Origin of the sequence: Chryseobacillus diguaensis (genome assembly GCF_049220665.1) — a bacterium.
Classification (GTDB): Bacteria; Bacillota; Bacilli; order Bacillales; family Bacillaceae; genus Metabacillus_B.
Genome location: NZ_JBMKNV010000012.1, coordinates 1 through 21,427 on the forward strand (window position 1 = coordinate 1; position 21,427 = coordinate 21,427).

At 40.3% G+C, this 21,427-nt stretch carries 16 protein-coding genes, 11 tRNA genes and 2 rRNA genes; 25 read left to right on the forward strand and 4 right to left on the reverse strand.

The window, feature by feature from the left end:
* From ACOT8F_RS16275 to glmS, 20 genes are all read left to right on the forward strand, one after another.
* Positions 1-119: ribosomal RNA gene (locus tag ACOT8F_RS16275) — 23S ribosomal RNA — on the forward strand; the annotation flags it as partial.
* Between the two features lie 156 nt (positions 120-275).
* Positions 276-391: ribosomal RNA gene (gene rrf, locus ACOT8F_RS16280) — 5S ribosomal RNA — on the forward strand.
* A 14-nt stretch (positions 392-405) separates the two neighbouring features.
* Positions 406-480, forward strand: a tRNA-Asn gene (locus ACOT8F_RS16285).
* 2 nt (positions 481-482) lie between these two features.
* Positions 483-555 (forward strand) — tRNA-Thr (locus ACOT8F_RS16290).
* A 15-nt stretch (positions 556-570) separates the two neighbouring features.
* Positions 571-645: transfer RNA gene (locus tag ACOT8F_RS16295), tRNA-Glu, on the forward strand.
* A gap of 195 nt (positions 646-840) precedes the next feature.
* A tRNA-Val gene (locus ACOT8F_RS16300) sits at positions 841-916 on the forward strand.
* A gap of 170 nt (positions 917-1,086) precedes the next feature.
* Positions 1,087-1,159: transfer RNA gene (locus tag ACOT8F_RS16305), tRNA-Thr, on the forward strand.
* A gap of 13 nt (positions 1,160-1,172) precedes the next feature.
* Positions 1,173-1,256: transfer RNA gene (locus tag ACOT8F_RS16310), tRNA-Tyr, on the forward strand.
* Positions 1,257-1,362: 106 nt separating this feature from the next.
* Positions 1,363-1,437 (forward strand) — tRNA-Gln (locus ACOT8F_RS16315).
* Between the two features lie 137 nt (positions 1,438-1,574).
* Positions 1,575-1,650 (forward strand) — tRNA-Lys (locus ACOT8F_RS16320).
* A gap of 9 nt (positions 1,651-1,659) precedes the next feature.
* Positions 1,660-1,741: transfer RNA gene (locus ACOT8F_RS16325), tRNA-Leu, on the forward strand.
* Between the two features lie 19 nt (positions 1,742-1,760).
* A tRNA-Gly gene (locus ACOT8F_RS16330) sits at positions 1,761-1,835 on the forward strand.
* Between the two features lie 4 nt (positions 1,836-1,839).
* A tRNA-Ala gene (locus ACOT8F_RS16335) sits at positions 1,840-1,912 on the forward strand.
* Positions 1,913-2,193: 281 nt separating this feature from the next.
* Complete coding sequence (gene rocF, locus ACOT8F_RS16340; protein WP_421652981.1) at positions 2,194-3,096, forward strand: arginase; 903 nt, start codon at positions 2,194-2,196, stop codon at positions 3,094-3,096.
* 197 nt (positions 3,097-3,293) lie between these two features.
* Positions 3,294-3,857, forward strand: a complete 564-nt coding sequence (gene sigW, locus ACOT8F_RS16345) for an RNA polymerase sigma factor SigW (RefSeq protein WP_421652982.1) — start codon at positions 3,294-3,296, stop codon at positions 3,855-3,857.
* A 15-nt stretch (positions 3,858-3,872) separates the two neighbouring features.
* The gene (locus ACOT8F_RS16350) at positions 3,873-4,481 is read left to right on the forward strand and encodes a zf-HC2 domain-containing protein (RefSeq protein WP_421652983.1); all 609 of its coding nucleotides are present in this window, start codon (positions 3,873-3,875) and stop codon (positions 4,479-4,481) included.
* 118 nt (positions 4,482-4,599) lie between these two features.
* Positions 4,600-5,415: a diadenylate cyclase CdaA gene (gene cdaA, locus ACOT8F_RS16355; protein ID WP_421652984.1), complete on the forward strand. Its 816-nt coding sequence runs from the start codon at positions 4,600-4,602 to the stop codon at positions 5,413-5,415.
* On the forward strand, positions 5,408-6,742 hold the full coding sequence (locus ACOT8F_RS16360) for a CdaR family protein (protein WP_421652985.1): 1,335 nt from the start codon (positions 5,408-5,410) through the stop codon (positions 6,740-6,742). The genes cdaA and ACOT8F_RS16360 overlap by 8 nt, the downstream gene beginning before the upstream one ends.
* Positions 6,743-6,769: 27 nt before the next feature.
* On the forward strand, positions 6,770-8,116 hold the full coding sequence (gene glmM, locus ACOT8F_RS16365; RefSeq protein WP_421652986.1) for a phosphoglucosamine mutase: 1,347 nt from the start codon (positions 6,770-6,772) through the stop codon (positions 8,114-8,116).
* A 644-nt stretch (positions 8,117-8,760) separates the two neighbouring features.
* Positions 8,761-10,563 carry a glutamine--fructose-6-phosphate transaminase (isomerizing) gene (glmS, locus tag ACOT8F_RS16370; RefSeq protein WP_421652987.1) on the forward strand — a complete coding sequence of 601 codons (1,803 nt, stop codon included), beginning with the start codon at positions 8,761-8,763 and terminating at the stop codon, positions 10,561-10,563.
* A gap of 426 nt (positions 10,564-10,989) precedes the next feature.
* Here the strand turns inward: glmS and ACOT8F_RS16375 are convergent, their stop codons facing one another.
* Both ACOT8F_RS16375 and ACOT8F_RS16380 read right to left on the reverse strand, forming a co-directional pair.
* The gene (locus ACOT8F_RS16375; protein WP_421652988.1) at positions 10,990-12,069 is read right to left on the reverse strand and encodes an NADH:flavin oxidoreductase/NADH oxidase; all 1,080 of its coding nucleotides are present in this window, start codon (positions 12,067-12,069) and stop codon (positions 10,990-10,992) included.
* A 518-nt stretch (positions 12,070-12,587) separates the two neighbouring features.
* Positions 12,588-12,764 carry a hypothetical protein gene (locus ACOT8F_RS16380; protein ID WP_421652989.1) on the reverse strand — a complete coding sequence of 59 codons (177 nt, stop codon included), beginning with the start codon at positions 12,762-12,764 and terminating at the stop codon, positions 12,588-12,590.
* A 565-nt stretch (positions 12,765-13,329) separates the two neighbouring features.
* Between ACOT8F_RS16380 and ACOT8F_RS16385 the strand changes: the two genes are divergently transcribed.
* From ACOT8F_RS16385 to ACOT8F_RS16405, 5 genes are all read left to right on the forward strand, one after another.
* Complete coding sequence (locus ACOT8F_RS16385; protein WP_421652990.1) at positions 13,330-13,692, forward strand: DUF2089 domain-containing protein; 363 nt, start codon at positions 13,330-13,332, stop codon at positions 13,690-13,692.
* Positions 13,693-13,707: 15 nt separating this feature from the next.
* Entirely contained in the window at positions 13,708-14,100 is a 393-nt protein-coding gene (locus ACOT8F_RS16390; RefSeq protein ID WP_421653090.1) for an SHOCT-like domain-containing protein, read from the forward strand.
* Positions 14,101-14,105: 5 nt separating this feature from the next.
* Positions 14,106-14,393: a hypothetical protein gene (locus ACOT8F_RS16395; protein WP_421652991.1), complete on the forward strand. Its 288-nt coding sequence runs from the start codon at positions 14,106-14,108 to the stop codon at positions 14,391-14,393.
* A 534-nt stretch (positions 14,394-14,927) separates the two neighbouring features.
* The gene (ppsA, locus tag ACOT8F_RS16400) at positions 14,928-17,528 is read left to right on the forward strand and encodes a phosphoenolpyruvate synthase (RefSeq protein WP_421652992.1); all 2,601 of its coding nucleotides are present in this window, start codon (positions 14,928-14,930) and stop codon (positions 17,526-17,528) included.
* A gap of 809 nt (positions 17,529-18,337) precedes the next feature.
* Complete coding sequence (locus ACOT8F_RS16405; protein ID WP_421652993.1) at positions 18,338-18,829, forward strand: DinB family protein; 492 nt, start codon at positions 18,338-18,340, stop codon at positions 18,827-18,829.
* Between the two features lie 641 nt (positions 18,830-19,470).
* Here the strand turns inward: ACOT8F_RS16405 and ACOT8F_RS16410 are convergent.
* Both ACOT8F_RS16410 and ACOT8F_RS16415 read right to left on the reverse strand, forming a co-directional pair.
* Positions 19,471-20,697 (reverse strand): CynX/NimT family MFS transporter, encoded by a 1,227-nt coding sequence (locus tag ACOT8F_RS16410; RefSeq protein ID WP_421652994.1) that lies wholly within the window; start codon positions 20,695-20,697, stop codon positions 19,471-19,473.
* A gap of 2 nt (positions 20,698-20,699) precedes the next feature.
* A complete protein-coding gene (locus ACOT8F_RS16415; RefSeq protein WP_421652995.1) occupies positions 20,700-21,377 on the reverse strand; it encodes a FadR/GntR family transcriptional regulator in 678 nt (225 codons plus the stop codon).
* Positions 21,378-21,427 lie beyond the last annotated feature (50 nt).

Genomic DNA, 21,427 nt, shown 5'->3' on the forward strand with positions numbered 1-21,427 from the left:
TGAGATTTCCCATTCATTTGAAGTAAGATCCCTGAAAGATGATCAGGTAGATAGGTCCGAGGTGGAAGCGTGGTGACACGTGGAGCTGACGGATACTAATCGATCGAGGACTTAACCTAATGTGATACCCAAAAGAAGGAACACGGAAGTGTTCTCCTGTGAAACTTGTGACTGTGTTATCTGGTTTTGAGAGAACAATTATTATTGAAAAAGGGTCTTGCTTTTTTGCCTGGACCCGTTATAATAAATCTTGTCTCTTTTTTAAAAGATCGTTGTCTGGTGATGATGGCGAAGAGGTCACACCCGTTCCCATACCGAACACGGAAGTTAAGCTCTTCAGCGCCGATGGTAGTTGGGGGTTTCCCCCTGTGAGAGTAGGACATCGCCGGGCAATTTCTTTATTATTCCGCAGTAGCTCAGTGGTAGAGCTATCGGCTGTTAACCGATCGGTCGCAGGTTCGAGTCCTGCCTGCGGAGCCATTGCTTCCATAGCTCAGTTGGTAGAGTGCTTCCATGGTAAGGAAGAGGTCACCGGTTCGAGCCCGGTTGGAAGCTTATATTTTGACGAACGGCCCCTTGGTCAAGCGGTTAAGACACCGCCCTTTCACGGCGGTAACACGGGTTCGAATCCCGTAGGGGTCACCATACTATCTTTTAATAGAATGAATAAGAGATTTTGAAAAGTGTGTATTTCGGCAAAGGCTGCTTATCAAAAGCCGTAACTCTACTAAACAACAATTAGAGAATTAGGGTTTTGAGAAGCAAGCAGTTCTAGGAATCGAGGGAGCGAACACCGGGGATGACAATGAAATGCGCCGCTTATCAAAAGCCGTAACATATGGAGGATTAGCTCAGCTGGGAGAGCATCTGCCTTACAAGCAGAGGGTCGGCGGTTCGATCCCGTCATCCTCCACCATTTTTTACATACTGTAACACTACATTATATGCCGGTGTAGCTCAATTGGTAGAGCACGATCTAATAGCCTTCCTGAAATCACTTCAGCGTACTGATCGAGAAGCTTCTTGACTAAACTTCCTGAGATCAGGATTATCAAGCAGGAACGGTATTGTTGACTTTCTTAAATTGCCGGTGTAGCTCAATTGGTAGAGCAACTGACTTGTAATCAGTAGGTTGGGGGTTCAAGTCCTCTTGCCGGCACTGTTTTTCATACGGAGGGGTAGCGAAGTGGCTAAACGCGGCGGACTGTAAATCCGCTCCTTCGGGTTCGGCAGTTCGAATCTGCCCCCCTCCACCATTTTAATACTTAATCTGGATAAACTTATTCTTTATATGTTTATCTTTTGTTTATATAATGAGAATTTGGACATGTTATATAGAGTTGAACATTGTATTCTGTATAGTGGGCTATAGCCAAGCGGTAAGGCAACGGACTTTGACTCCGTCATGCGCTGGTTCGAATCCAGCTAGCCCAGCCATTTAAGAGCCATTAGCTCAGTCGGCAGAGCACGGTCGAATAAGCTTCGAAGCAATTGCTTCAGCACACAAATCGAGCTGCTGCTTGAATAATCTTTCTGAGATTTGGGTGTCCAAACTTTGCGTGTAGTATAATCAAGAGCCATTAGCTCAGTCGGTAGAGCATCTGACTTTTAATCAGAGGGTCGAAGGTTCGAGTCCTTCATGGCTCACCATTTTCATATGCGGGTGTGGCGGAATTGGCAGACGCACCAGACTTAGGATCTGGCGCCTTACGGCGTGGGGGTTCAAGTCCCTTCACCCGCATTATTTTCTCTGCTTCCAAGCGGAAGTAGTTCAGTGGTAGAACACCACCTTGCCAAGGTGGGGGTCGCGGGTTCGAATCCCGTCTTCCGCTCCATCCCGGGGCCTTAGCTCAGCTGGGAGAGCGCCTGCTTTGCACGCAGGAGGTCAGCGGTTCGATCCCGCTAGGCTCCATAAAGTATGTCTGTTAAAAAAGAGTCCTCTGGGCTCTTTTTTCCTGTTTAATTATCCCGATTAGTCAACTCTACTATTTTGTGAAAAATTCGTTTTAGTCTTTCATAACATACTATTCATCCACTACCTCTAACTAACCTTAAACCTCCTTACGCTAAAATGCCGTTCTAAATGACTTTATTACAGCCATCACTGCATGATTATACACATTCTTGTCGAGTTGAGTCAGAGGCATTAGAATAGGTAAAATGGTGTTACAAGGGGAAGAGGAGGTTATTAAAATGACTAACAATATTTCAATCATAGGGGTACCTATGGATCTTGGCCAGACAAGGCGTGGAGTTGATATGGGGCCAAGTGCCATCAGGTATGCTGGCATTATAGAGCTGCTAGAAAGGCTTGATTATAAGATTGAAGATCTTGGAGATATCCAAATCGGCAAGAGAGAAAGAAATAACCATGAGCCTAATCACAAGTTGAAAAATTTGAAAGCGGTCGCAGAGGCAAGTGAGCAGCTTGCATCCAAAGTAGATGAGGTCATTTCCTCAGGATCTTTTCCGCTCGTTTTCGGCGGTGATCATAGTATTGCGATAGGTACTCTTGCGGGGGTTTCAAAGCATTATGAAAATCTTGGAGTGATCTGGTATGACGCTCATGGAGATTTAAACACAGAGGAAACATCACCTTCAGGAAATATTCATGGCATGCCGCTTGCCGTAAGCCTTGGATTAGGTGATTCTTCTTTAACAGGAATTGCAGGAAGCAGTCCGAAGATCAGGCCGGAGAATGTTGTGATCATCGGCGCGAGGTCTCTTGATGAAGGAGAACGTGAGCTTATTAAGGAGCATGGAATTAAAGTTTTCACCATGCATGAAATTGACCGCATGGGAATGGCAGCTGTTATAGAAGAAACGATTAGCTATTTAAAAGATAAAACAGATGGTGTTCATCTCTCACTGGATCTTGATGGATTGGATCCGCTGGATGCACCTGGAGTCGGTACACCTGTTATCGGTGGCATCAGCTATAGAGAAAGTCACCTGGCAATGGAGATGCTTGCTGAAGCCAATATGATTACGTCAGCAGAGTTTGTTGAGGTAAATCCGATTCTTGATGAGCGAAACAAGACAGCAACCGTAGCTGTTGCATTGATGGGCTCATTATTTGGTGAAAAATTGCTATAATGAAATTTGAAAAGGCCAAGGTTATACTGGCCTTTTTTTATTCCAGAATTATCCTTCCATTCCTTCACAAAGGAGTAATAATTTCCGTCTCCAAACCAAACCATTATTTGTTAAAATGATATCATCTATATTTTTGAAACTTTTTATTGAATAAGTTCGTATACAAGCAGACCCGCTAAGAGATGAGGGCAGATGAAATGGAAACCTTAGTGAAAGCAAGAATTTTGCAAGTGAAAAAGGGTGACAAGAACGCTTTTGCCGAGATTGTGAACCTTTATAAGGATAGAATCTTTCAGCTCTGCTTCCGTATGCTTGGCAATGTGCATGAAGCAGAGGATATGGCACAGGAAGCTTTTATTAAAGCATATATTAATCTTCATACCTTTAAGATGGAAAAGAAGTTTTCTACCTGGCTTTACCGTATAGCGACCAATTTATCGATTGACCGCCTCAGAAAGAATAAACCCGATTATTATCTCGATCAGGAGATAGCCGGGACAGAGGGCTTAACAATGTATTCTCAGGTGGCCGCTGATGTGGCACTTCCTGAAGAAGAAGTGGAATCAATGGAGCTGCAGAGGACGATCCACAGGGGAATTCTAGAACTTCCCGAAAAATACAGAAGTGTTGTGATTCTGAAGTATTTGGATGAACTTTCATTAAATGAAATCAGTGAAATACTCAATATCCCTGTAGGTACTGTGAAGACAAGAATTCATCGCGGCAGGGAAGCATTAAGGAAAAGGCTGAGGCGTTTATGATTGAGGTGAAGAATAATGAATTGTCCTGAAAACATCGTGCTGCTTATGCATAAATATCTGGATAAAGAGATCACTTCAGATGAGGAGAATGAACTTAAAGAGCATCTCGGAAGCTGCAATGCCTGCTCCAGGCATTTTCAGGAACTGAACAGGACCGATATGCTTTTAAAAGAGGCTATGACCTTTGCTTCTTCTGAGCACTTTACTGCAGCTGTGATGAATAGGCTGCCAGAAGAGAAGAGGTTCAAAGCAGGGATATGGTTTAGAAATCATCCGATTTTATCAGCAGCATCTCTGTTTCTGTTTTTTATGGCTGCAAGCCTTATTTCGGCCTGGTCCAGTGACCATCAATTCAGTGTAAGCAATCAGCATAATCTGGTGGTAAGAGACAATACCGTAATCGTTCCTAAAAATGAGGTTGTAAGAGGGGACGTAATGGTAAAAAACGGTACTTTAAGGATTGAAGGCACGGTTGATGGGAATGTAACCGTCATAAATGGTGAAGAATATAAAGCATCAGCTGGACGTGTAACTGGAAAGATGGAAAAAGTAAACGCGCTGTTTGAATGGCTCTGGTACCGGATTAAGTCTTTCGGACTCGAAGTTGCCGGAGCATTCAGCTAAGCCGGAAGGCCTTCTAATTCAGAGGCCTTTTACTCATTTCTATTCTTTAAAAAAAATGTGCTATAATGGGGTAGTTGGTGACAAATGAATTTTTATCTGAACTTATGGAGGAACGAGAATGGCAGCAGTATTTGAGGCGAATCCAATACTTCATTACCTCGTCAATGCCGTTGATATTCTCCTGGTTTGGTTCGTTATTTATAAACTGATCATGGTTATACGAGGGACCAAAGCCGTTCAGCTTTTAAAAGGGATTACGGTGATCGTTCTCGTAAAGTTCCTTAGTTCTAGTCTTGGATTGAAAACCTTGAGTTGGTTAATGGACCAAGCTATAACATGGGGTTTTTTGGCTATCATTATCATTTTCCAGCCCGAACTCCGGAGAGCATTGGAACAGCTTGGCAGGGGGAGTATCTTTTCCCGAAATGGGCTTCCTCAAGAGGAAGAGCAGCAAAAAACCGTTGATGCTATTGTAAAAGCGACATCTTACATGGCTAAACGCAGAATCGGCGCCCTGATGACGATTGAAAGGGATACCGGGTTAAGTGATTACATTGAAACTGGTATACCAATGAATGCAACGATTTCATCGGAATTGCTGATCAACATTTTTATTCCGAATACACCATTACATGATGGAGCAGTCATTTTGCAAAAAGGACAGGTTGCTGCAGCTGCATGCTATCTGCCTCTTTCAGAAAGCCCTTTTATTTCAAAAGAGCTTGGAACGCGACATCGTGCTGCAGTCGGAATAAGTGAAGATACGGATAGTGTAACAATTGTCGTTTCCGAGGAAACGGGGAATGTTTCACTGGCAAGAAATGGTGAGTTACATAGAGAACTGGATGAAGCGGCATTAAAAGAATTACTCACGGATGAATCCGGCAGCACTTCCTCAAACCGCTGGCAATGGAGGAGGAAGAGAAATGGATAAGTGGATTAATAATAATTGGTTTGTTCGGATTATTGCTTTGTTTCTGGCGCTTCTTTTGTACATTTCTGTACCGGAAAATTCGAATCCGCTTATCGGACCGAGTAAGCAATCTCAGACAAATCAGGAAAGTACCACTTCTACTTCTACCAATGATACATCAGGCAATATAACTAAAGTAGTCGACAGCGTGCCTGTCAAAGCCTACTTTGATAATGAGAATTATATTGTTTATGGTCTTCCTGACGAAATAGCCGTAACACTCAATGGTCCATTAAGTGATGTGACAAAAGCATCTGTGCAAAAGGACTTTGAAGTATATGCAGATCTTGAAGGTCTCAAACCGGGAAACCATAAAATAAAATTGAAGTACCGCAATTTGAACAGCAACATCAAAATGGATATGAGCCCTTCAACTGCGACTGTTTCGATTGAAAGAAAAATAACAAAATCATTTCCAGTAAAGGTTGATTTTGTTAACTCGAATCAAATCGCTTCAGGATATAAAGCGGGAACACCGGTTGTTAATCCGAAAACAGTAGAGGTTACAGGGCCTGAAAGAGTCGTTGAAAGCATTGCAGAAGCAAAAGCGAGAGTTAATTTGCAGGGTGCCAACAACGATATTTCTCAAAATTCAGATGTTACGCTGTATGACAGAAGAGGCAACATATTGCCTGTTTCTAAAATTTCTCCTTCAGGAGTTTCGATCACGGTACCAATCTCAAGTCCAGGCAAGCAGCTTCCTGTTAATGTAATTCAAACTGGTACTCCTCAAGACGGGATTACAATAAAAGACATTCAGGTAGATCCAAAAGAGATAACAGCTTATGGACCTGAGGATGTATTAAATTCCCTCACAAAGATTGATGATATCAGACTTGATATTAGTAAAATTAAAGATGACTCAACCATCAATCTGGATGTACCGGTGCCGGAGGGTATTAAGGAAGTCTATCCGAAACAAATACAGGTAAAAGTAAATGTGGATAAGCAGAAGGCTGATGTGCCTGCAAGTGCAGACAAGCAGGAGACAAAAGTTTTAAAAGGGATACCGATTAAAACAACAGGAATGGATAATACGAAACAAATTGAATTTCTCACTCCATCCGTTGATGCTTTGGATGTCACTGTGACAGGGACTTCAGCAGAGCTGAATAAGGTATCATCTTCCGACTTTGCTCTTTCAATAGATGTATCAGGTCTCGACGACGGGGATCATACTGTTAAAATCAATGCATCAGGACCAAAGAATGCAGCCTGGAAACTTCCACAGGAAGAAGCGAAAATTCGAATATCATCACAACTGCAGACAGATTCTTCACAATCTTGATGAACAGATAAAAGGAGCGATTCTAACATGGGCAAGTATTTTGGAACAGATGGTGTACGAGGAGTGGCAAACAGTGAGCTGACGCCTGAACTGGCATTTAAAATCGGACGCTGCGGCGGATATGTGCTTACTAAGGATAAAGACAGGCCAAAAGTATTAATCGGACGGGATACTCGCGTATCAGGCCATATGCTTGAAGGTGCGCTTGTAGCGGGTCTATTGTCGATTGGTGCGGAAGTTATGCGTCTTGGTGTCATTTCCACACCGGGAGTATCTTATTTGACAAAAGCACTTGGCGCTCAAGCAGGTGTTATGATTTCAGCTTCTCATAATCCAGTACAGGACAATGGAATCAAATTCTTTGGGCCGGACGGTTTTAAATTATCTGATGATCAGGAGCTTGAAATTGAAGCTTTGATGGACCAAACAGATGATCAGCTTCCAAGACCTGTTGGAACAGACTTAGGACAGGTAAATGACTATTTTGAGGGCGGACAGAAATATCTTCAATTTCTTAAACAGACAGTGGATGAAGACTTTGCAGGACTTCACGTGGCGCTTGATTGCGCTCATGGTGCTACTTCTGCACTTGCAACACATCTGTTTGCAGATCTTGAGGCAGATGTTTCAACTATGGGAACTTCTCCAAACGGATTAAACATCAATGACGGAGTGGGCTCAACTCACCCAGAAGCAATGGCAGCGTTCCTTAAAGAAAAAGGCGCTGATGTTGGTCTTGCCTTTGATGGCGACGGCGACCGTCTGATTGCAGTAAATGAAAAAGGAAATATTGTTGATGGCGATCAAATTATGTACATATGCGCAAAATACCTTAAAGAACAAGGTCAGCTGAATCAAGATACTGTCGTTTCTACAATCATGAGCAATCTGGGCTTTTATAAAGGCCTTGAAGCAGCTGGAATAAAAAGTGTTCAGACTGCAGTCGGCGACCGCTATGTAGTGGAAGAGATGAAACAGAAACAGTATAACCTTGGCGGCGAACAATCAGGCCATATTATCTTCCTGGATTACAATACGACAGGCGATGGCCTTCTTACAGCCATTCAGCTGGTAAATATTATGAAGGTAACAGGCAAAACGCTTTCTGAGCTTGCTGGCGAAATGAAGAAATTTCCGCAAATATTGGTAAATGTTAGAGTAACAGATAAATATAATGTAACAGAAAATGAAAAAGTAAAAGCCGTTATTGCTGGTGTTGAGAAAGAAATGAACGGCGATGGCCGAATCCTGGTCAGACCTTCCGGAACGGAGCCGCTAGTAAGGGTAATGGCGGAGGCGCGGACAGAAGAGCAATGCCGTCAGTATGTTGAGCGTATTGCAGCTGTAGTAAAAGAAGAAATGGGTATTGAATAAAGAAGTGAAGGGCAGGAGCGGGGCATAAATCCCGCTCTTTCTTTACCACTTTTGTCTGCTCTTTTTAACCTATTTTTTTAAAAAAAGCTTGAGAAAAGATCAGGCGTATTTTCCCTTGCGAAGCATTATTGCATTACTTCACTAAAGAAGTCTTCGCTATAAAGGTTTAACCGGGATGAAAATAGGGAAAAAAACATCTTGTACCTTTTAAAACAATATGTATAACGGGCAGCCTGTCCAACGCATATAATATGAAGGCAGAGTGAAATCCTGGATGTGTAAGGAAATATTACGATTGACGAATTTCTGCGATGTATTGTAAGATAAACCTTGTATTTCACTCTACTTAAAAATAGAGAGGAGGATAGAGGAATTAACGTTTCATAAAGCGCCTGAACTTGGATCCGAACGGAATGGGATCCTGAGTTGACGAGGAGGAGGATTATCGAATTTTCGGCGGATACCTCCCGGCTGGACGAATACAGCCGCAAGTACTTCCTTAAAACGAGAAGGCAACTTTTCGCACAAAGGGAAGAACATCAATCGACACTTAAAAAAACAAACATGTGTGAGGGGACGGCAGAAGGTCCCCGATTATCGGTCTTCCTGTCCCCGGTGCATGATACTTGGGAGGAACTATAACTATGTGCGGAATTGTAGGATATATTGGACAAAACGATTCAAAAGAGATCTTGCTGAAAGGCCTTGAAAAACTTGAGTATCGCGGTTACGACTCAGCAGGTATCGCAGTGTCAGATGGAAAAGATGTACATGTTTTCAAAGAGAAGGGCCGGATTGCCGAGCTACGTGAAATTGTTAACAATGACATTTTTGCTACAGCTGGAATCGGTCACACACGCTGGGCGACACATGGGGTGCCAAGCACTCTGAATGCTCATCCGCACCAAAGTACATCTGAACGTTTTACTTTGGTTCACAACGGCGTTATTGAAAACTATATCCAATTAAAACGCGAATACCTTCAAGATGTTGAGCTGAAAAGTGAAACAGATACAGAAGTTGTTGTTCAAGTGATTGAGAAGTTCGTCAATCAAGGAAGAGAAGTAGAAGAAGCATTTCGTGCAGCTTTAACTGTATTGAAAGGTTCTTATGCGATCGGTCTTTTGGATAACCAAGATCCGGATACAATTTATGTAGCTAAAAACAAAAGCCCATTGCTTGTTGGACTTGGAAATGGCTTTAATGTTGTTGCTTCTGATGCGATGGCAATGCTTCAAGTAACAGACCAGTATGTTGAGCTTATGGACAAAGAAATTGTACTTGTTACACGCGAAGCGGTGGTCATTAAAAATCTTGCTGGAGAAGTCATTGAACGCGCTCCTTACAAAGCAGAACTTGATGCAAGCGATATTGAAAAAGGAACATATCCTCACTACATGTTGAAAGAAATCGACGAGCAGCCGCTTGTTTTGCGTAAAATCATTCAAAAATATCAAAACGATTCCGATGAGCTGACAGTTGATCCAGCAATCGTAAATGCTTTGCATGAAGCAGACCGTGTATATATTATAGCTTGCGGAACAAGCTACCATGCAGGTCTTGTAGGAAAACAGTTCATCGAAACTTGGGCAAAAACGCCAGTAGAAGTACATGTAGCAAGTGAATTCTCTTACAACATGCCGATTCTTTCTGAAAATCCGCTCTTTATCTTCATCTCACAAAGCGGTGAAACAGCTGATAGCCGTGCTGTACTTGTACAAGTGAAAGAACTTGGCCACAAAGCCCTGACTGTAACAAACGTACCGGGTTCTACACTTTCACGTGAAGCTGACTACACACTGCTTTTGCATGCAGGTCCTGAAATTGCCGTTGCTTCAACAAAAGCATACACAGCTCAGCTTGCTGTTCTTTCTATACTTGCTGCTGTTACAGCTGAAGCAAAAGGACTTGTTTCTGAAATCAACCTTGTAAAAGAGCTTGGTATCGTTGCAACTGCAATGGAAGCCCTTTGCGACCAAAAAGAAGAAATGGAATACATTGCACGCGAATACCTTTCTACAACACGCAACGCCTTCTTCATCGGCCGTTCTGTTGACTACTATGTAGTACTTGAAGGAGCTCTTAAACTGAAAGAGATCTCTTACATTCAAGCAGAAGGATTTGCAGGCGGAGAATTGAAGCATGGTACGATTGCTTTAATCGAACAAGGAACACCTATTATCGCCCTTGCTACGCAAGAGCATGTTAACTTGAGCATTCGCGGAAACGTAAAAGAAGTAACAGCCCGCGGTGCCAACCCATGCATCATCTCAATGAAAGGCATGGAACAAGAAGACGACCGTTTCGTCCTTCCAGCTGTTCATCCAACACTATCACCACTTGCAGCGGTTATCCCACTTCAATTGATCAGCTATTTTGCAGCATTGCACAGAGGCTGTGACGTTGATAAGCCACGTAACCTTGCTAAGAGTGTAACTGTGGAATAAGGTTTAAAAAAAAGGGGAACCAGTAAAAAAACTCTGGAACTACAATTTTTGAGACCCGATGATTTATTCATCGGGTCTTTTTTTATAAATGGAGGTAAACAAAATGTTAACCTTAGGTGAACGTAATAAAATTGTTAGAAAAACCAATAAGTTAAAAGTAATAATAACCATGTTCTAAAAGAGGGTTATTAAGTATGTCTCAAACATTAGTATAACAGTATTTAACTATATTTTAGATTAAAACTTGACCTCCTATTAGCTGGTATTATTGAACAACAGAAGGTTTTCTTTAGGAAGGAAATCCAATTTGATTCATAAGGGTATTAGAAATCCCTGCTAAAAAGGCAAACAGGATCAACAATATCCACATATCTCCCGCTCCCTTTGAAAAAGCTGGCCCGCTAAGACGGGCCAGCTTCCTATTTCTTAAATCCAGCCGCGCTCATATTGCGGGGGAACAGCCAAGTAATCCTTCTGATGAACAACTTGTGCAGCCCTAAGCGGCCAATAAGGGTCCCGCAGCATTTCCCTGGCGAGAAGCACAACATCCGCTTTCTCGTTGCGAATGAGTTCATCTGCTTGCATGGGCTGTGTGATCAATCCAACAGCTGCTGTAGGAATATCAGCAGATTTCCGGATTTCCTCAGCAAAAGGATTTTGATAACCGGCTCCAACCGGAATCGGTGCAGATTTTGTATTCCCTCCAGAACTGCAATCAATAATGTCAACGCCTTCGTCTTTTAAACGCTTGGAGAGTTCAACTGAATCCTTGATTGTCCAGCCGTCTTCCACCCAATCAGTGCAGGACAAACGCACAGCGAATGGGAGATTATCAGGCCATTCCTGTTTCATCAAACGCACGGTTTCGATGACAAACCGAATCCGGTTTTCATAGCTTCCTCCATACTCATCCGTCCGCTTGTTGGAAAGGGGAGAATAGAAGCTATGGGCCAAATACCCATGGGCGCCGTGGAATTCGACCCATTGGAAACCGGCCTCGCGTGCCCTGATTGTCGCTTGGCGAAATGACTCTTGGATGTCCTTGATTTCTTCTAACGTCAGTTCCTTCGGGCTTCGATAATCTTCCGCGAATGGAGTGGCACTTGGTCCTACAACCTCCCATCCCCCGTTTTCATCAGAAACGGTTGCCCCGTTATCTCTTTGCTTCCAGGGGGAGTAAGTGGATGCCTTTCTTCCGGCATGTGCAAGCTGAACTCCTGGAACCGCTCCTTGTTCCTTAATGAAACTCGTAATTTTCTGGAACGCTTCAACATGCTTGTCCGTGTATATTCCCAAATCTTCAGGGGATATTCGTCCTCTAGGTTCCACGGCAGTAGCCTCTGCAATAACAAGTCCTGCCCCTCCCACTGCACGGGAACCCAAATGAACCAAATGCCAATCATTCGGCATCCCATCTTCCGCACTATATTGGCACATAGGTGAAACACCAATTCTGTTCCGAAGGGTGACGTCTTTAATGGTAAGCGGTGAAAAAAGATGCGGCATTGTAATAATTCCTCCTGTTAAAATATACTAATTGGGATCCGCAAGCAAACTCCAATAGCTCTCATTAGCTTGTTCCACTAGTTTACAACTTCGATATTCATTGTAAAATAAATCGGAGAAATGTCTTATTTGAAATAGGCTTTTTTGGTACTTCTTTTTGTTATATCATATCATTGGTCTTCACTAAGTTTCGCTTATCGGGCACTTTAATGTAGTAACGAAAAAGAGCCTAATTTCTCAACTTTAATAAAGAGGAATTTGGGTTTTTATATTTAACGTTGTACATTTTCCTGCCGCCAACTCATATTTAGCTTATGGACGAAAGAAGGATTCGTGAAAAAACTAAAAAGAACTAAAAAAATCTACCGATTATCTATAAATAAAATTCACAGAAATTGCTCTATCAAGTTAGACAACTTATGTGGTTTAATCGATGCTTTTTTTATATTCACAAAAACTACGGATTATACATCAATCTGAGAAAATAAAAAGACTTATGTACAGTTTAAGGTTAAGATTCAATTCTCAATACTCTTTTTTATTGCCGTTTCCCAACTTGGAAAGTAATATAATGCATTTTTCAACAACTCTGGATTCAACTTCTTAACTTGCTTCTTACGAAGTGACTGTCCTTCTTTTTGAATTAGTTCAGAGATATGGTTCTTAACCTGTTCAACGCTCATACTCGTTTCCACTTAAATTCTCCTTTCAATTTTTATCTCTATCATTTCCTTCTGACAAAAAAATAAACTTCATTCAATATTACTGCTTCAATAGGGTCGATTTCTTTATTAGAGGCTAGCGATCATTAATTGAAGATTATACATGGCAGACAAATACTATCTCCGGAAGAAAAATAAGCGAGGCTGGATAGTCAAAATGGCTATCCAGTTTTTTTGTTGAATGACAATAAAGATGTTTCATTACAAATAAAGTTGTTAAATACAGCAGACATGTTAATCCATGAAAGGGCCATTTAAAGGAGCAATGAAAAAAGCCTATTTTCTCAATTTTAATAATGGGAAATTGGGCTTTTTAATATCGTAATTTCCTTAACGTTGTAAATCAGCATTTTACTGACGGTACCCCACCCGATTTGGGGTTAACTTTAAATTTTGTTCAATCAGTGTTTCATTTTCAAATTAACGCTTTTAGGTTAATTAATTATTTTGATTTGATTATTAAAAAAATCAATTAAATACATTTACTTTATTGAATATATGAAATATGATGTTAATAACATTAAGAGAGGAGAAGGATATGGCTTACCAAGTTATCACAAATTGCCCTGTTTGCAGCGAAGTGTTAAAGATTACAAAGTTACAGTGTACGCATTGTCATACAACAATTGAAAATGAATTTGAACTATCCAAGTTTGCAACTCTTGGTCAAGAACAGCTATTTTTTATCGAAATCTTCCTTAAAAGCCGCGGAAATATTAAAGAAGTTGAAAAAGAATTGGGGGTTTCCTATCCAACTGTACGGGGGAAGTTAAACGAAATTGTTTCTGCACTTGGGTTCGCCGAAAAGAAAAGCGATGTAGATGATAAGAAAGTAATTGACATGCTTGAAAAAGGAGAAATCTCACCTGATGAAGCATTAAAAATACTAAAGAGAAATTAAAGGAGAAACTAGATGATGAAAGAAGAAATTACGAAGGTACTTACAATGGTTCAAGAAGGAAAGCTTGATTCAGATGAGGCTAGTGAACTAATTCAGGCATTAAAGGAAAAAGATTCGACTCCAGCTACGATTAAAGGTTCGAACTACCTGGATAAAATGTTAAAAATTCGCGTTATGTCAGAAGAAGGCGATAAAGTAAACGTAAACTTGCCATTACGACTAATCAAAGTTGCCTTAAAAACAGGTCTTAGCATTGCTACAGCAATACCTGAATCCGCTAAGTACGTAAAAGATATCGATGTTCTTGACGTGGACTTGATTTTAAAATCAATTGAAAACGAATTGTCAGGTCAAATTGTCGATGTCGAAAGTAAAAAGGGCGAAAAAGTCTCCGTTGTCATTGAGTGATCGCCATGTTAAAAGTTAAAGTGAAGCTTAAAGGCAAGACGGAATTCACGGTTCCTTTGCCGTATACCCTTTTACATGCCGGTGGTTGGATTGCATCTTCACCTTTACTTTGGAAATTTGTAAACAGTACGTTTCTCCAAAAGAACGTAGAGGAAAATGCAAAGTCGTTTAGTCCCATGTCAATTGATCGTAAAGCATTTAGGCATTTATTGAGAGAAATCAAACGATGTCGTGGATTAACAATCGTTGAAGTGAAAGATAAGGACGGGGCAGAAGTCGTTGTAAGGTTATAAATGTAGGGGCATTCTTATAACAGCAGTCGTTATTTATTGCTATCAATTATAGTGGAACAAACTATTGTAAAAAAGTAATAAATATTGGAAGAAGTAATGGGGCGCTATCCTTGAAAAAGGGCAGTGCTTTTTCCATTTATGGTCCCTTTTGAAATAATAACTCTTAATAAAATTGGATACCGGTATGGGTGAGATCCTGCGAATACATGAGTATTTAAGAGGTTTTTCTTAGTTATCGAGGGAGTTTAATAAGAGCTTGAAATCTCATATTAATATAAGGTGTTTTTGGGAAAATAAACAGATTAAATGGAAAAAAATTGATTTTAATCATATTGTGGGTTAGTTAAAAGGTATATGAGCTGTTTTCGAGGGGATGAACCGGGGCATCAGTTTACTGTAGGGTAAGGTCTGGCTATTTTTTTGTACTCTTCCTATCTTAATTATAGCATATAAAAAATGGTCAATATAGACTGTTTATTCCTATTTATTACTAGTAAAATCAATAGAACATTAATGGTTAGGGAGAGATGTTGAATGAGTTCTTTGGCTCTCGGTTTTCAGGAAATAGAAAAAACACAGCTTTTGCTCGTTGGCGGAAAAGGGTTGAATTTAGGGGAATTATCAAAAATTCAAGGAATACAAGTACCAGAAGGATTTTGTGTTACAACAGTGGGATATCAAAAAGCCATCGAACAAAATGAAACGTATCATGCTTTGTTGGATCGACTAACAATGTTAAAAGTAGAAAATCGAGATCAAATTGGTGAAATCAGCAGGAAGATTCGACAAATCATTATGGAAGTAGAAATTCCTTCCGATGTTGTGAAGGCAGTTACTCACTATCTCTCCCAGTTTGGCGAGGAACATGCTTATGCATTGCGTTCTAGTGCGACCGCTGAAGATTTACCACATGCCTCTTTTGCTGGTCAGCAAGACACCTATTTAAATATCATCGGTAAAGAAGCAATCTTGCAGCATATCAGCCAATGTTGGGCTTCCCTATTTACGGATCGCGCGGTAATCTACCGTATGCAAAATGAATTTGATCACAGTCAAGTTTATTTATCCGTTATCGTTCAAAGGATGGTTTTCCCACAGGCTTCAGGAATTTTATTTACCGCTGATCCGATTACCTCTAACCGAAAGTTACTATCAATCGATGCCAGTTTTGGGCTTGGAGAAGCACTGGTCTCTGGCTTGGTATCTGCCGATTGTTATAAAGTACAGGAAGATAAAATCGTCGATAAGATGATCGCAGCCAAAAAATTGGCTATCTTTGGACGAAAAGAAGGCGGAACAGAGACACAGCAGATTGATCCTGATCAGCAAAAGACTCAAACACTTACTGAACAACAAATTTTACAACTGGCACGCATTGGAAGACAGATTGAAGCTTATTTTGGTTGCCCACAAGACATCGAATGGTGCTTGGTTGATGAGACATTTTATATCGTTCAAAGTCGCCCCATTACTACGTTATACCCCATTCCAGAAGCCGATGATCAAGAAAATCACGTCTATGTATCTGTCGGTCATCAACAAATGATGACTGATCCCATGAAACCATTGGGATTGTCGTTTTTCCTGTTAACGACTCCTGCACCCATGCGTAAAGCTGGCGGAAGGTTATTTGTTGATGTCACACATCAACTGGCTTCACCTGTCAGTAGAAACATTTTATTAAATGCTATGGGACAACACGATCCGCTCATGAAAGACGCACTTATCAACACCATTGGGCGTGGAGATTATATAAAATCGTTACCAAATGATAATAAAGCACCGAGTCCCAAAAGAGGCAATACAGATATGCTGGCACAAATCGAAAACAATCCATCAATCGTTTCTGATTTGATTAAGCGTAGTCAAACATCCATAGAAGAGTTAAAACAAAACATCCAAACGAAATCAGGAATAAATTTATTTGATTTTATTCTAGAAGATATTCAGGAATTAAGGAAGATTTTATTTGACCCACAAAGTTCAGCTGTATTTATGGCTGCTATAAATGCTTCAACATGGATCAATGAAAAAATGAACGAGTGGCTAGGTGAAAAAAACGCAGCAGACATGCTTTCTCAATCGGTACCAAACAATATTACTTCGGAAATGGGTCTAGCATTATTGGATGTCGCAGATGTGATTCGTCCTTATCCAAAAGTAATTGATTATTTACAACATGTAAAAGATGATAACTTTTTGGATGAACTGGTTAAGTTTGAAGGTGGACAAAAAACCCGAGACGCGATCTATGCTTATCTCGACAAATACGGAATGAGATGTGCCGGAGAAATCGATATTACCAGAAGTCGTTGGAGTGAAAAACCAACTACACTTGTCCCATTGATTCTCATGAATATCAAAAACTTTGAGCCGAATGCTGGCAAACAGAAATTTGAGCAAGGGCGACAGGAAGCCTTGAAAAAAGAACAAGAGTTATTAGATCGATTGAAGCAATTGCCGAATGGTAAACAAAAAGCCAACGAGACAAAACGAATGATTAGCATCATCCGGAATTTCATTGGTTATCGTGAATATCCAAAATACGGCATGATCAATCGTTACTTTGTTTATAAGCAGGCATTACTGAAAGAAGCCGAACAACTCGTACTAACCAATGTTATTCATGAAAAAGAAGATATATACTATCTTACTTTTGAAGAACTTCGCGAAGTCTTACGCACAAATAAACTGGATTACCAGATCATCAGCAAACGAAAAGACGAGTACAAATTATATGAAAAACTAACTCCCCCACGTGTGATCACGTCTGATGGTGAAATCATTGCAGGTAAATACAACCGAGAAAATTTCCCAGCCGAAGCGATTGTTGGTCTACCTGTTTCTTCAGGAGTTATAGAGGGACGCGCTCGTGTCATCTTAAACATGGAAGATGCCAATTTAGAAGAGGGAGATATATTAGTCACCTCCTTTACTGATCCTAGCTGGACACCATTGTTTGTATCCATAAAAGGCCTAGTTACCGAAGTTGGTGGACTGATGACCCATGGAGCAGTTATCGCACGTGAATATGGCTTACCAGCTGTTGTCGGGGTGGAAAATGCCACCAAACTGATAAAAGATGGGCAACGAATTAGGGTGCATGGAACAGAAGGGTATATCAAAATATTATAATTAGTGAATACTTCCAGATTTAATCAGTAGCACCGCTCCAGTGGTTACCAGAGCGGTGTCTTACAATCTTTCCATTGGGACAAAAAGTTGAAGCCATCTTTATCGATGGTGCATACTTACAAATGATAGATCCAACGCCACTCATACATCAATATGGCCGATTTTCCAAATGTGGAGATCGGCTTTTTATATATCATTTTGTGAACGCTATCACTTAAAATAGGGGTGCGTTGTTTCAATAAGAAAAAGTAGTTAAGATATTCAACAATTGGGCGCATGAATTGAGCCCCAACAAATAAGTGAATGGTGGATACAAGGTAGCAGTAAACGTCCACGAGGTGTGATTAATCCTCCTAAAGAGAATAAACCAAAGAAAAAATTGAAATTAAATATGTTTACGATGAAGAGGAATTAGGAAATGAAGTCTATAAAAGGGCCTTTGGGAAGAAAGAGTTATTATTTTCTAATAGCAGAACGGGCGCAGAAGGAATAAAAATGTGTTACAAGAGAAATTGTCCATCATTCATCTAAAAACAAATATTTTAAGGAAGGTGCGTTTGGTTTACTTTTATATATAGCTCTAAACATGAACAAAAAGAATAATATGGAGAAGTAGCTGACTATGGGGGCAAAAATTGAAGCTCAGTCGATGATCTTCAATTTTACCGGAATTTTACTGTAGCTGAATGTTGAAAGAAGTTTAAGGAATTGGCATGACACCTTAATTAGTGAGCTATCTACAACACGCCGCGAATGAATTTTGACCAAAGGGATTATCTATTAAAGGGATTAAATTGGAGGGAATAAAAATGGATGTAAAGACACTTTTGTTACAACAATGGGCAAGCTGCTTAGATGAAGAAGACTGGTTTCCACCACTTGAAAAAGTGCTAGATGAAATTACTTTTGAACAGGCAATTTGGAAACCAGTTGAGGGGGCAATGAATTCCATTTGGGAATTAGTTTGTCATTTACTTTTCTATAAAAAGAGACTTCTGATGCGATTTCTTGGAGAAACAGCGAATGAACCCCAGGCAGAAGATAATGAATCTACATTTCGATTACCAACTGAGACGTTTCAAAATTGGAAGGAAACAAAACAAGAATACTTTTATGTTCATCGTGAACTTGAAAAAATACTAGCAAAATCAGAACATGAAGATTTGTATAGACAGATCCCTGGAGAAAGATCATTAGTGCTTGAACTGAAGAGTTTAGCATTGCACGACGCATATCATATTGGCCAAATTGTATCCCTGAGTAAAATGCAAGGAGCTTGGGCAGGGAAAGGCAGCTTTTAAAAAAGCTTCATTAGCTTTACAGTTATTCCATTTATATGGGGCTTTAATGGAATAAGAACGGGAACGTCCAAATCGGACGTTCCCATATTTAATACCTGAAAAACAACCATAATATTTAACAAAGCCAAAAATAAAATAATTAAGTACTTGTATGAAAGTTTTATCAGTTATATTTATTCATATTGTTTTTTGTGTAATTGTCTATCAATAATTAAATAAGGCTGTTTTCGCAAAGATTGTTGCTATTCGTATAGTCATAGACCACGCATAGTGATACGCTTCGTGGCATCTTTTCTTAAAATTTGCAACTGTATTCTTGCTCTATGTTCACTTAAATGGATGAAAAAACAACAAAGTTTAAGAAAAGAGCCTTAAATAAAAAGCGTGTAGGACTATCTGGGATGTAGTTCCACACGACTTTATTTAATATTTCTTTAAGATTTTTTTTCTAATGCTGTATTCAATAACTTATTAATATTCCACCATTCATTATTGTGGGGAATTTTCTCTATATTTCCTTTTATACATAGCTAATACAGTCATTCATTATCTGTTTGTAAAAATCATAAAAGTAATGCTGCATTTCAAGGAAAACAAATTATATACAGGTAATAAAAGGAAGGGAAAGTATGCCTGAGTTGTTATTTTTCATCAATAAATTTATTACTTCCCGCTTTAAGCCCAGTGATAAGAAGAAAAATGGCACTAATGATAATCATATAAATAGGAGCTGTCCAATTTTTTGTCATTGTATGAAGAATTCCAAATAATGTAGGTCCTGCAGCAGCCAAAAGATAACCTACCGATTGCGCCATCCCAGATAGTCCTGCGGATTGCTTGGCCGTTTTTGTCCGAAGACTGAAGAACATCATGGCAAGACTAAAGCTGCTGCCAACTCCAACTCCAATTAAGATAACAGAAATTAAGGCAAGCCCTCTGCCTCCATATAGCAGTCCTAACATTCCCAAAAGGAACAGCAGGGCAGTGATAATGACTAAAATCTTCTGATTTTTTAGGCGATCAGCCAAAATAGGAACGATAAAAGTAAAAGGCAAAACAGCCAATTGCATGAAAGAGAGCATCCATCCGGAGCTTTCCATGCCAAATCCCTGATCAACCAAAATTTCAGGGAGCCATGTTACAGTTACGTAAAAAATCAGGGATTGAAACCCCATAAAAAATGTTACATACCATGCAAGCGGGGATTTCCAAATGTTTGTCTCCCTCTCACTAGTTTCTGAAACAGCACTCGTTTGATTTGACTGCATTTTTCTCACTTGCGGGAGCCAGAGGAAAATGGAAACAAGAGAAAGCAGGCCCCATACACCCATCGCGCCGTGCCATCCAAAATGCATGCCATCTGCCAGCGGAATACTGATTCCAGAGGCAATCGCACCGCATAGATTCATAGAAACTGAAAAAATCCCGGTCATTAGTCCTACTTTTTGACCGAAGTCGCGTTTAATTAAACTTGGAATCAAGACATTGCACACTGATATCGAGATCCCGATCAATATGGTTCCCATAAACAGTGTTGCTTCCCCAGCCATGGAACGAACCGCAATTCCAGCTGTAAGAATAATCAAGGAAACAAAAAGCAAACGTTCTGCTCCTATTTGACGAGAAAGTTTTGGTGCTAGAGATGAGAATAGGGCAAACGCTAATAATGGAATGGTTGTTATTAATCCAATCACTAAGTTGGATATTCCTAAATGTTCTCGAAGTGTTCCCGTCAGGGGACCTACAGAGGTTAAGGGAGACCTTAAGTTTGTTGCAATAAATATAATACCTACTATAAGCAGTAGCGTCCCGGCTATAGGGGCTTCTTGATCAATCTGTAAATCATTATTGCTTCTTGCTGTTTTCACCTTTACTCCTCCATTGTAGATTTAATTATTTTTCTAAATTCTTCAATGTACTCATCGACTGCAGAGGCAGCTAATATGGAATTTTTTTCGTGGATTGCTTGAACGAGTTTACGATGAGGCAGCTGCTCATAAAGGGCAATCATATTGCCAATAGACATATGAACATACTCAGTTACATGTTCATATAGTTCTAAAAAAAGAGGATTATGCGCAGCTTCGGCAATTGATTTATGCAGCGCCATGTCTGCTTCAACATACGATTCGAGATCGTTTGCTTTGGCGGCTTTTTCACAAACGGTGAGATAGGATTGAATTCTTTGCATCTCGCTTTTTGTGCGCCTTAATGCTGCTAAAGCCGCTGTTTCCCTTTCCAGAGCATTTCGCACCTCCAATGTTTCAAGCAGCGTAGATTCCTCCAAGCGCCTTTTAATTGCCACTCCTAAAACACTGGAAGATATGACATAAGTCCCATCTCCTGGTTTTGTTACGATTAGTCCGGAATGCACGAGTGCCCGGATGGCTTCTCTCAAAGTATTGCGGCTCACACCAAGCTCCTCTGACAAAAGAGGCTCAGGGGGAAGGCGGTATCCTACAGCCCACTGTCCAGACTTTATTAATTCATTAATTTGCCCAGTCACTTGTTCAACAAGTGATAAACGGCTTGTTTTTTTAACATCCATCACAAACCTCCAAACATCCGATGTTTACTCTTTTTACTCTATCATAAGAT

What these genes read in the sequence shown, in the direction of transcription:
- glmM (WP_421652986.1), top strand. Translation starts at nt 6,770, where the DNA reads ATGGGCAAGTATTTTGGAACAGATGGTGTACGAGGAGTGGCAAACAGT.
- ACOT8F_RS16360 (WP_421652985.1), top strand. Translation starts at nt 5,408, where the DNA reads ATGGATAAGTGGATTAATAATAATTGGTTTGTTCGGATTATTGCTTTG.
- ACOT8F_RS16385 (WP_421652990.1), top strand. Translation starts at nt 13,330, where the DNA reads ATGGCTTACCAAGTTATCACAAATTGCCCTGTTTGCAGCGAAGTGTTA.
- ACOT8F_RS16395 (WP_421652991.1), top strand. Translation starts at nt 14,106, where the DNA reads ATGTTAAAAGTTAAAGTGAAGCTTAAAGGCAAGACGGAATTCACGGTT.
- ACOT8F_RS16375 (WP_421652988.1), bottom strand. Translation starts at nt 12,069, where the DNA reads ATGCCGCATCTTTTTTCACCGCTTACCATTAAAGACGTCACCCTTCGG.
- ACOT8F_RS16405 (WP_421652993.1), top strand. Translation starts at nt 18,338, where the DNA reads ATGGATGTAAAGACACTTTTGTTACAACAATGGGCAAGCTGCTTAGAT.
- ACOT8F_RS16415 (WP_421652995.1), bottom strand. Translation starts at nt 21,377, where the DNA reads ATGGATGTTAAAAAAACAAGCCGTTTATCACTTGTTGAACAAGTGACT.
- ACOT8F_RS16390 (WP_421653090.1), top strand. Translation starts at nt 13,708, where the DNA reads ATGAAAGAAGAAATTACGAAGGTACTTACAATGGTTCAAGAAGGAAAG.
- ACOT8F_RS16350 (WP_421652983.1), top strand. Translation starts at nt 3,873, where the DNA reads ATGAATTGTCCTGAAAACATCGTGCTGCTTATGCATAAATATCTGGAT.
- cdaA (WP_421652984.1), top strand. Translation starts at nt 4,600, where the DNA reads ATGGCAGCAGTATTTGAGGCGAATCCAATACTTCATTACCTCGTCAAT.
- glmS (WP_421652987.1), top strand. Translation starts at nt 8,761, where the DNA reads ATGTGCGGAATTGTAGGATATATTGGACAAAACGATTCAAAAGAGATC.
- rocF (WP_421652981.1), top strand. Translation starts at nt 2,194, where the DNA reads ATGACTAACAATATTTCAATCATAGGGGTACCTATGGATCTTGGCCAG.
- sigW (WP_421652982.1), top strand. Translation starts at nt 3,294, where the DNA reads ATGGAAACCTTAGTGAAAGCAAGAATTTTGCAAGTGAAAAAGGGTGAC.
- ppsA (WP_421652992.1), top strand. Translation starts at nt 14,928, where the DNA reads ATGAGTTCTTTGGCTCTCGGTTTTCAGGAAATAGAAAAAACACAGCTT.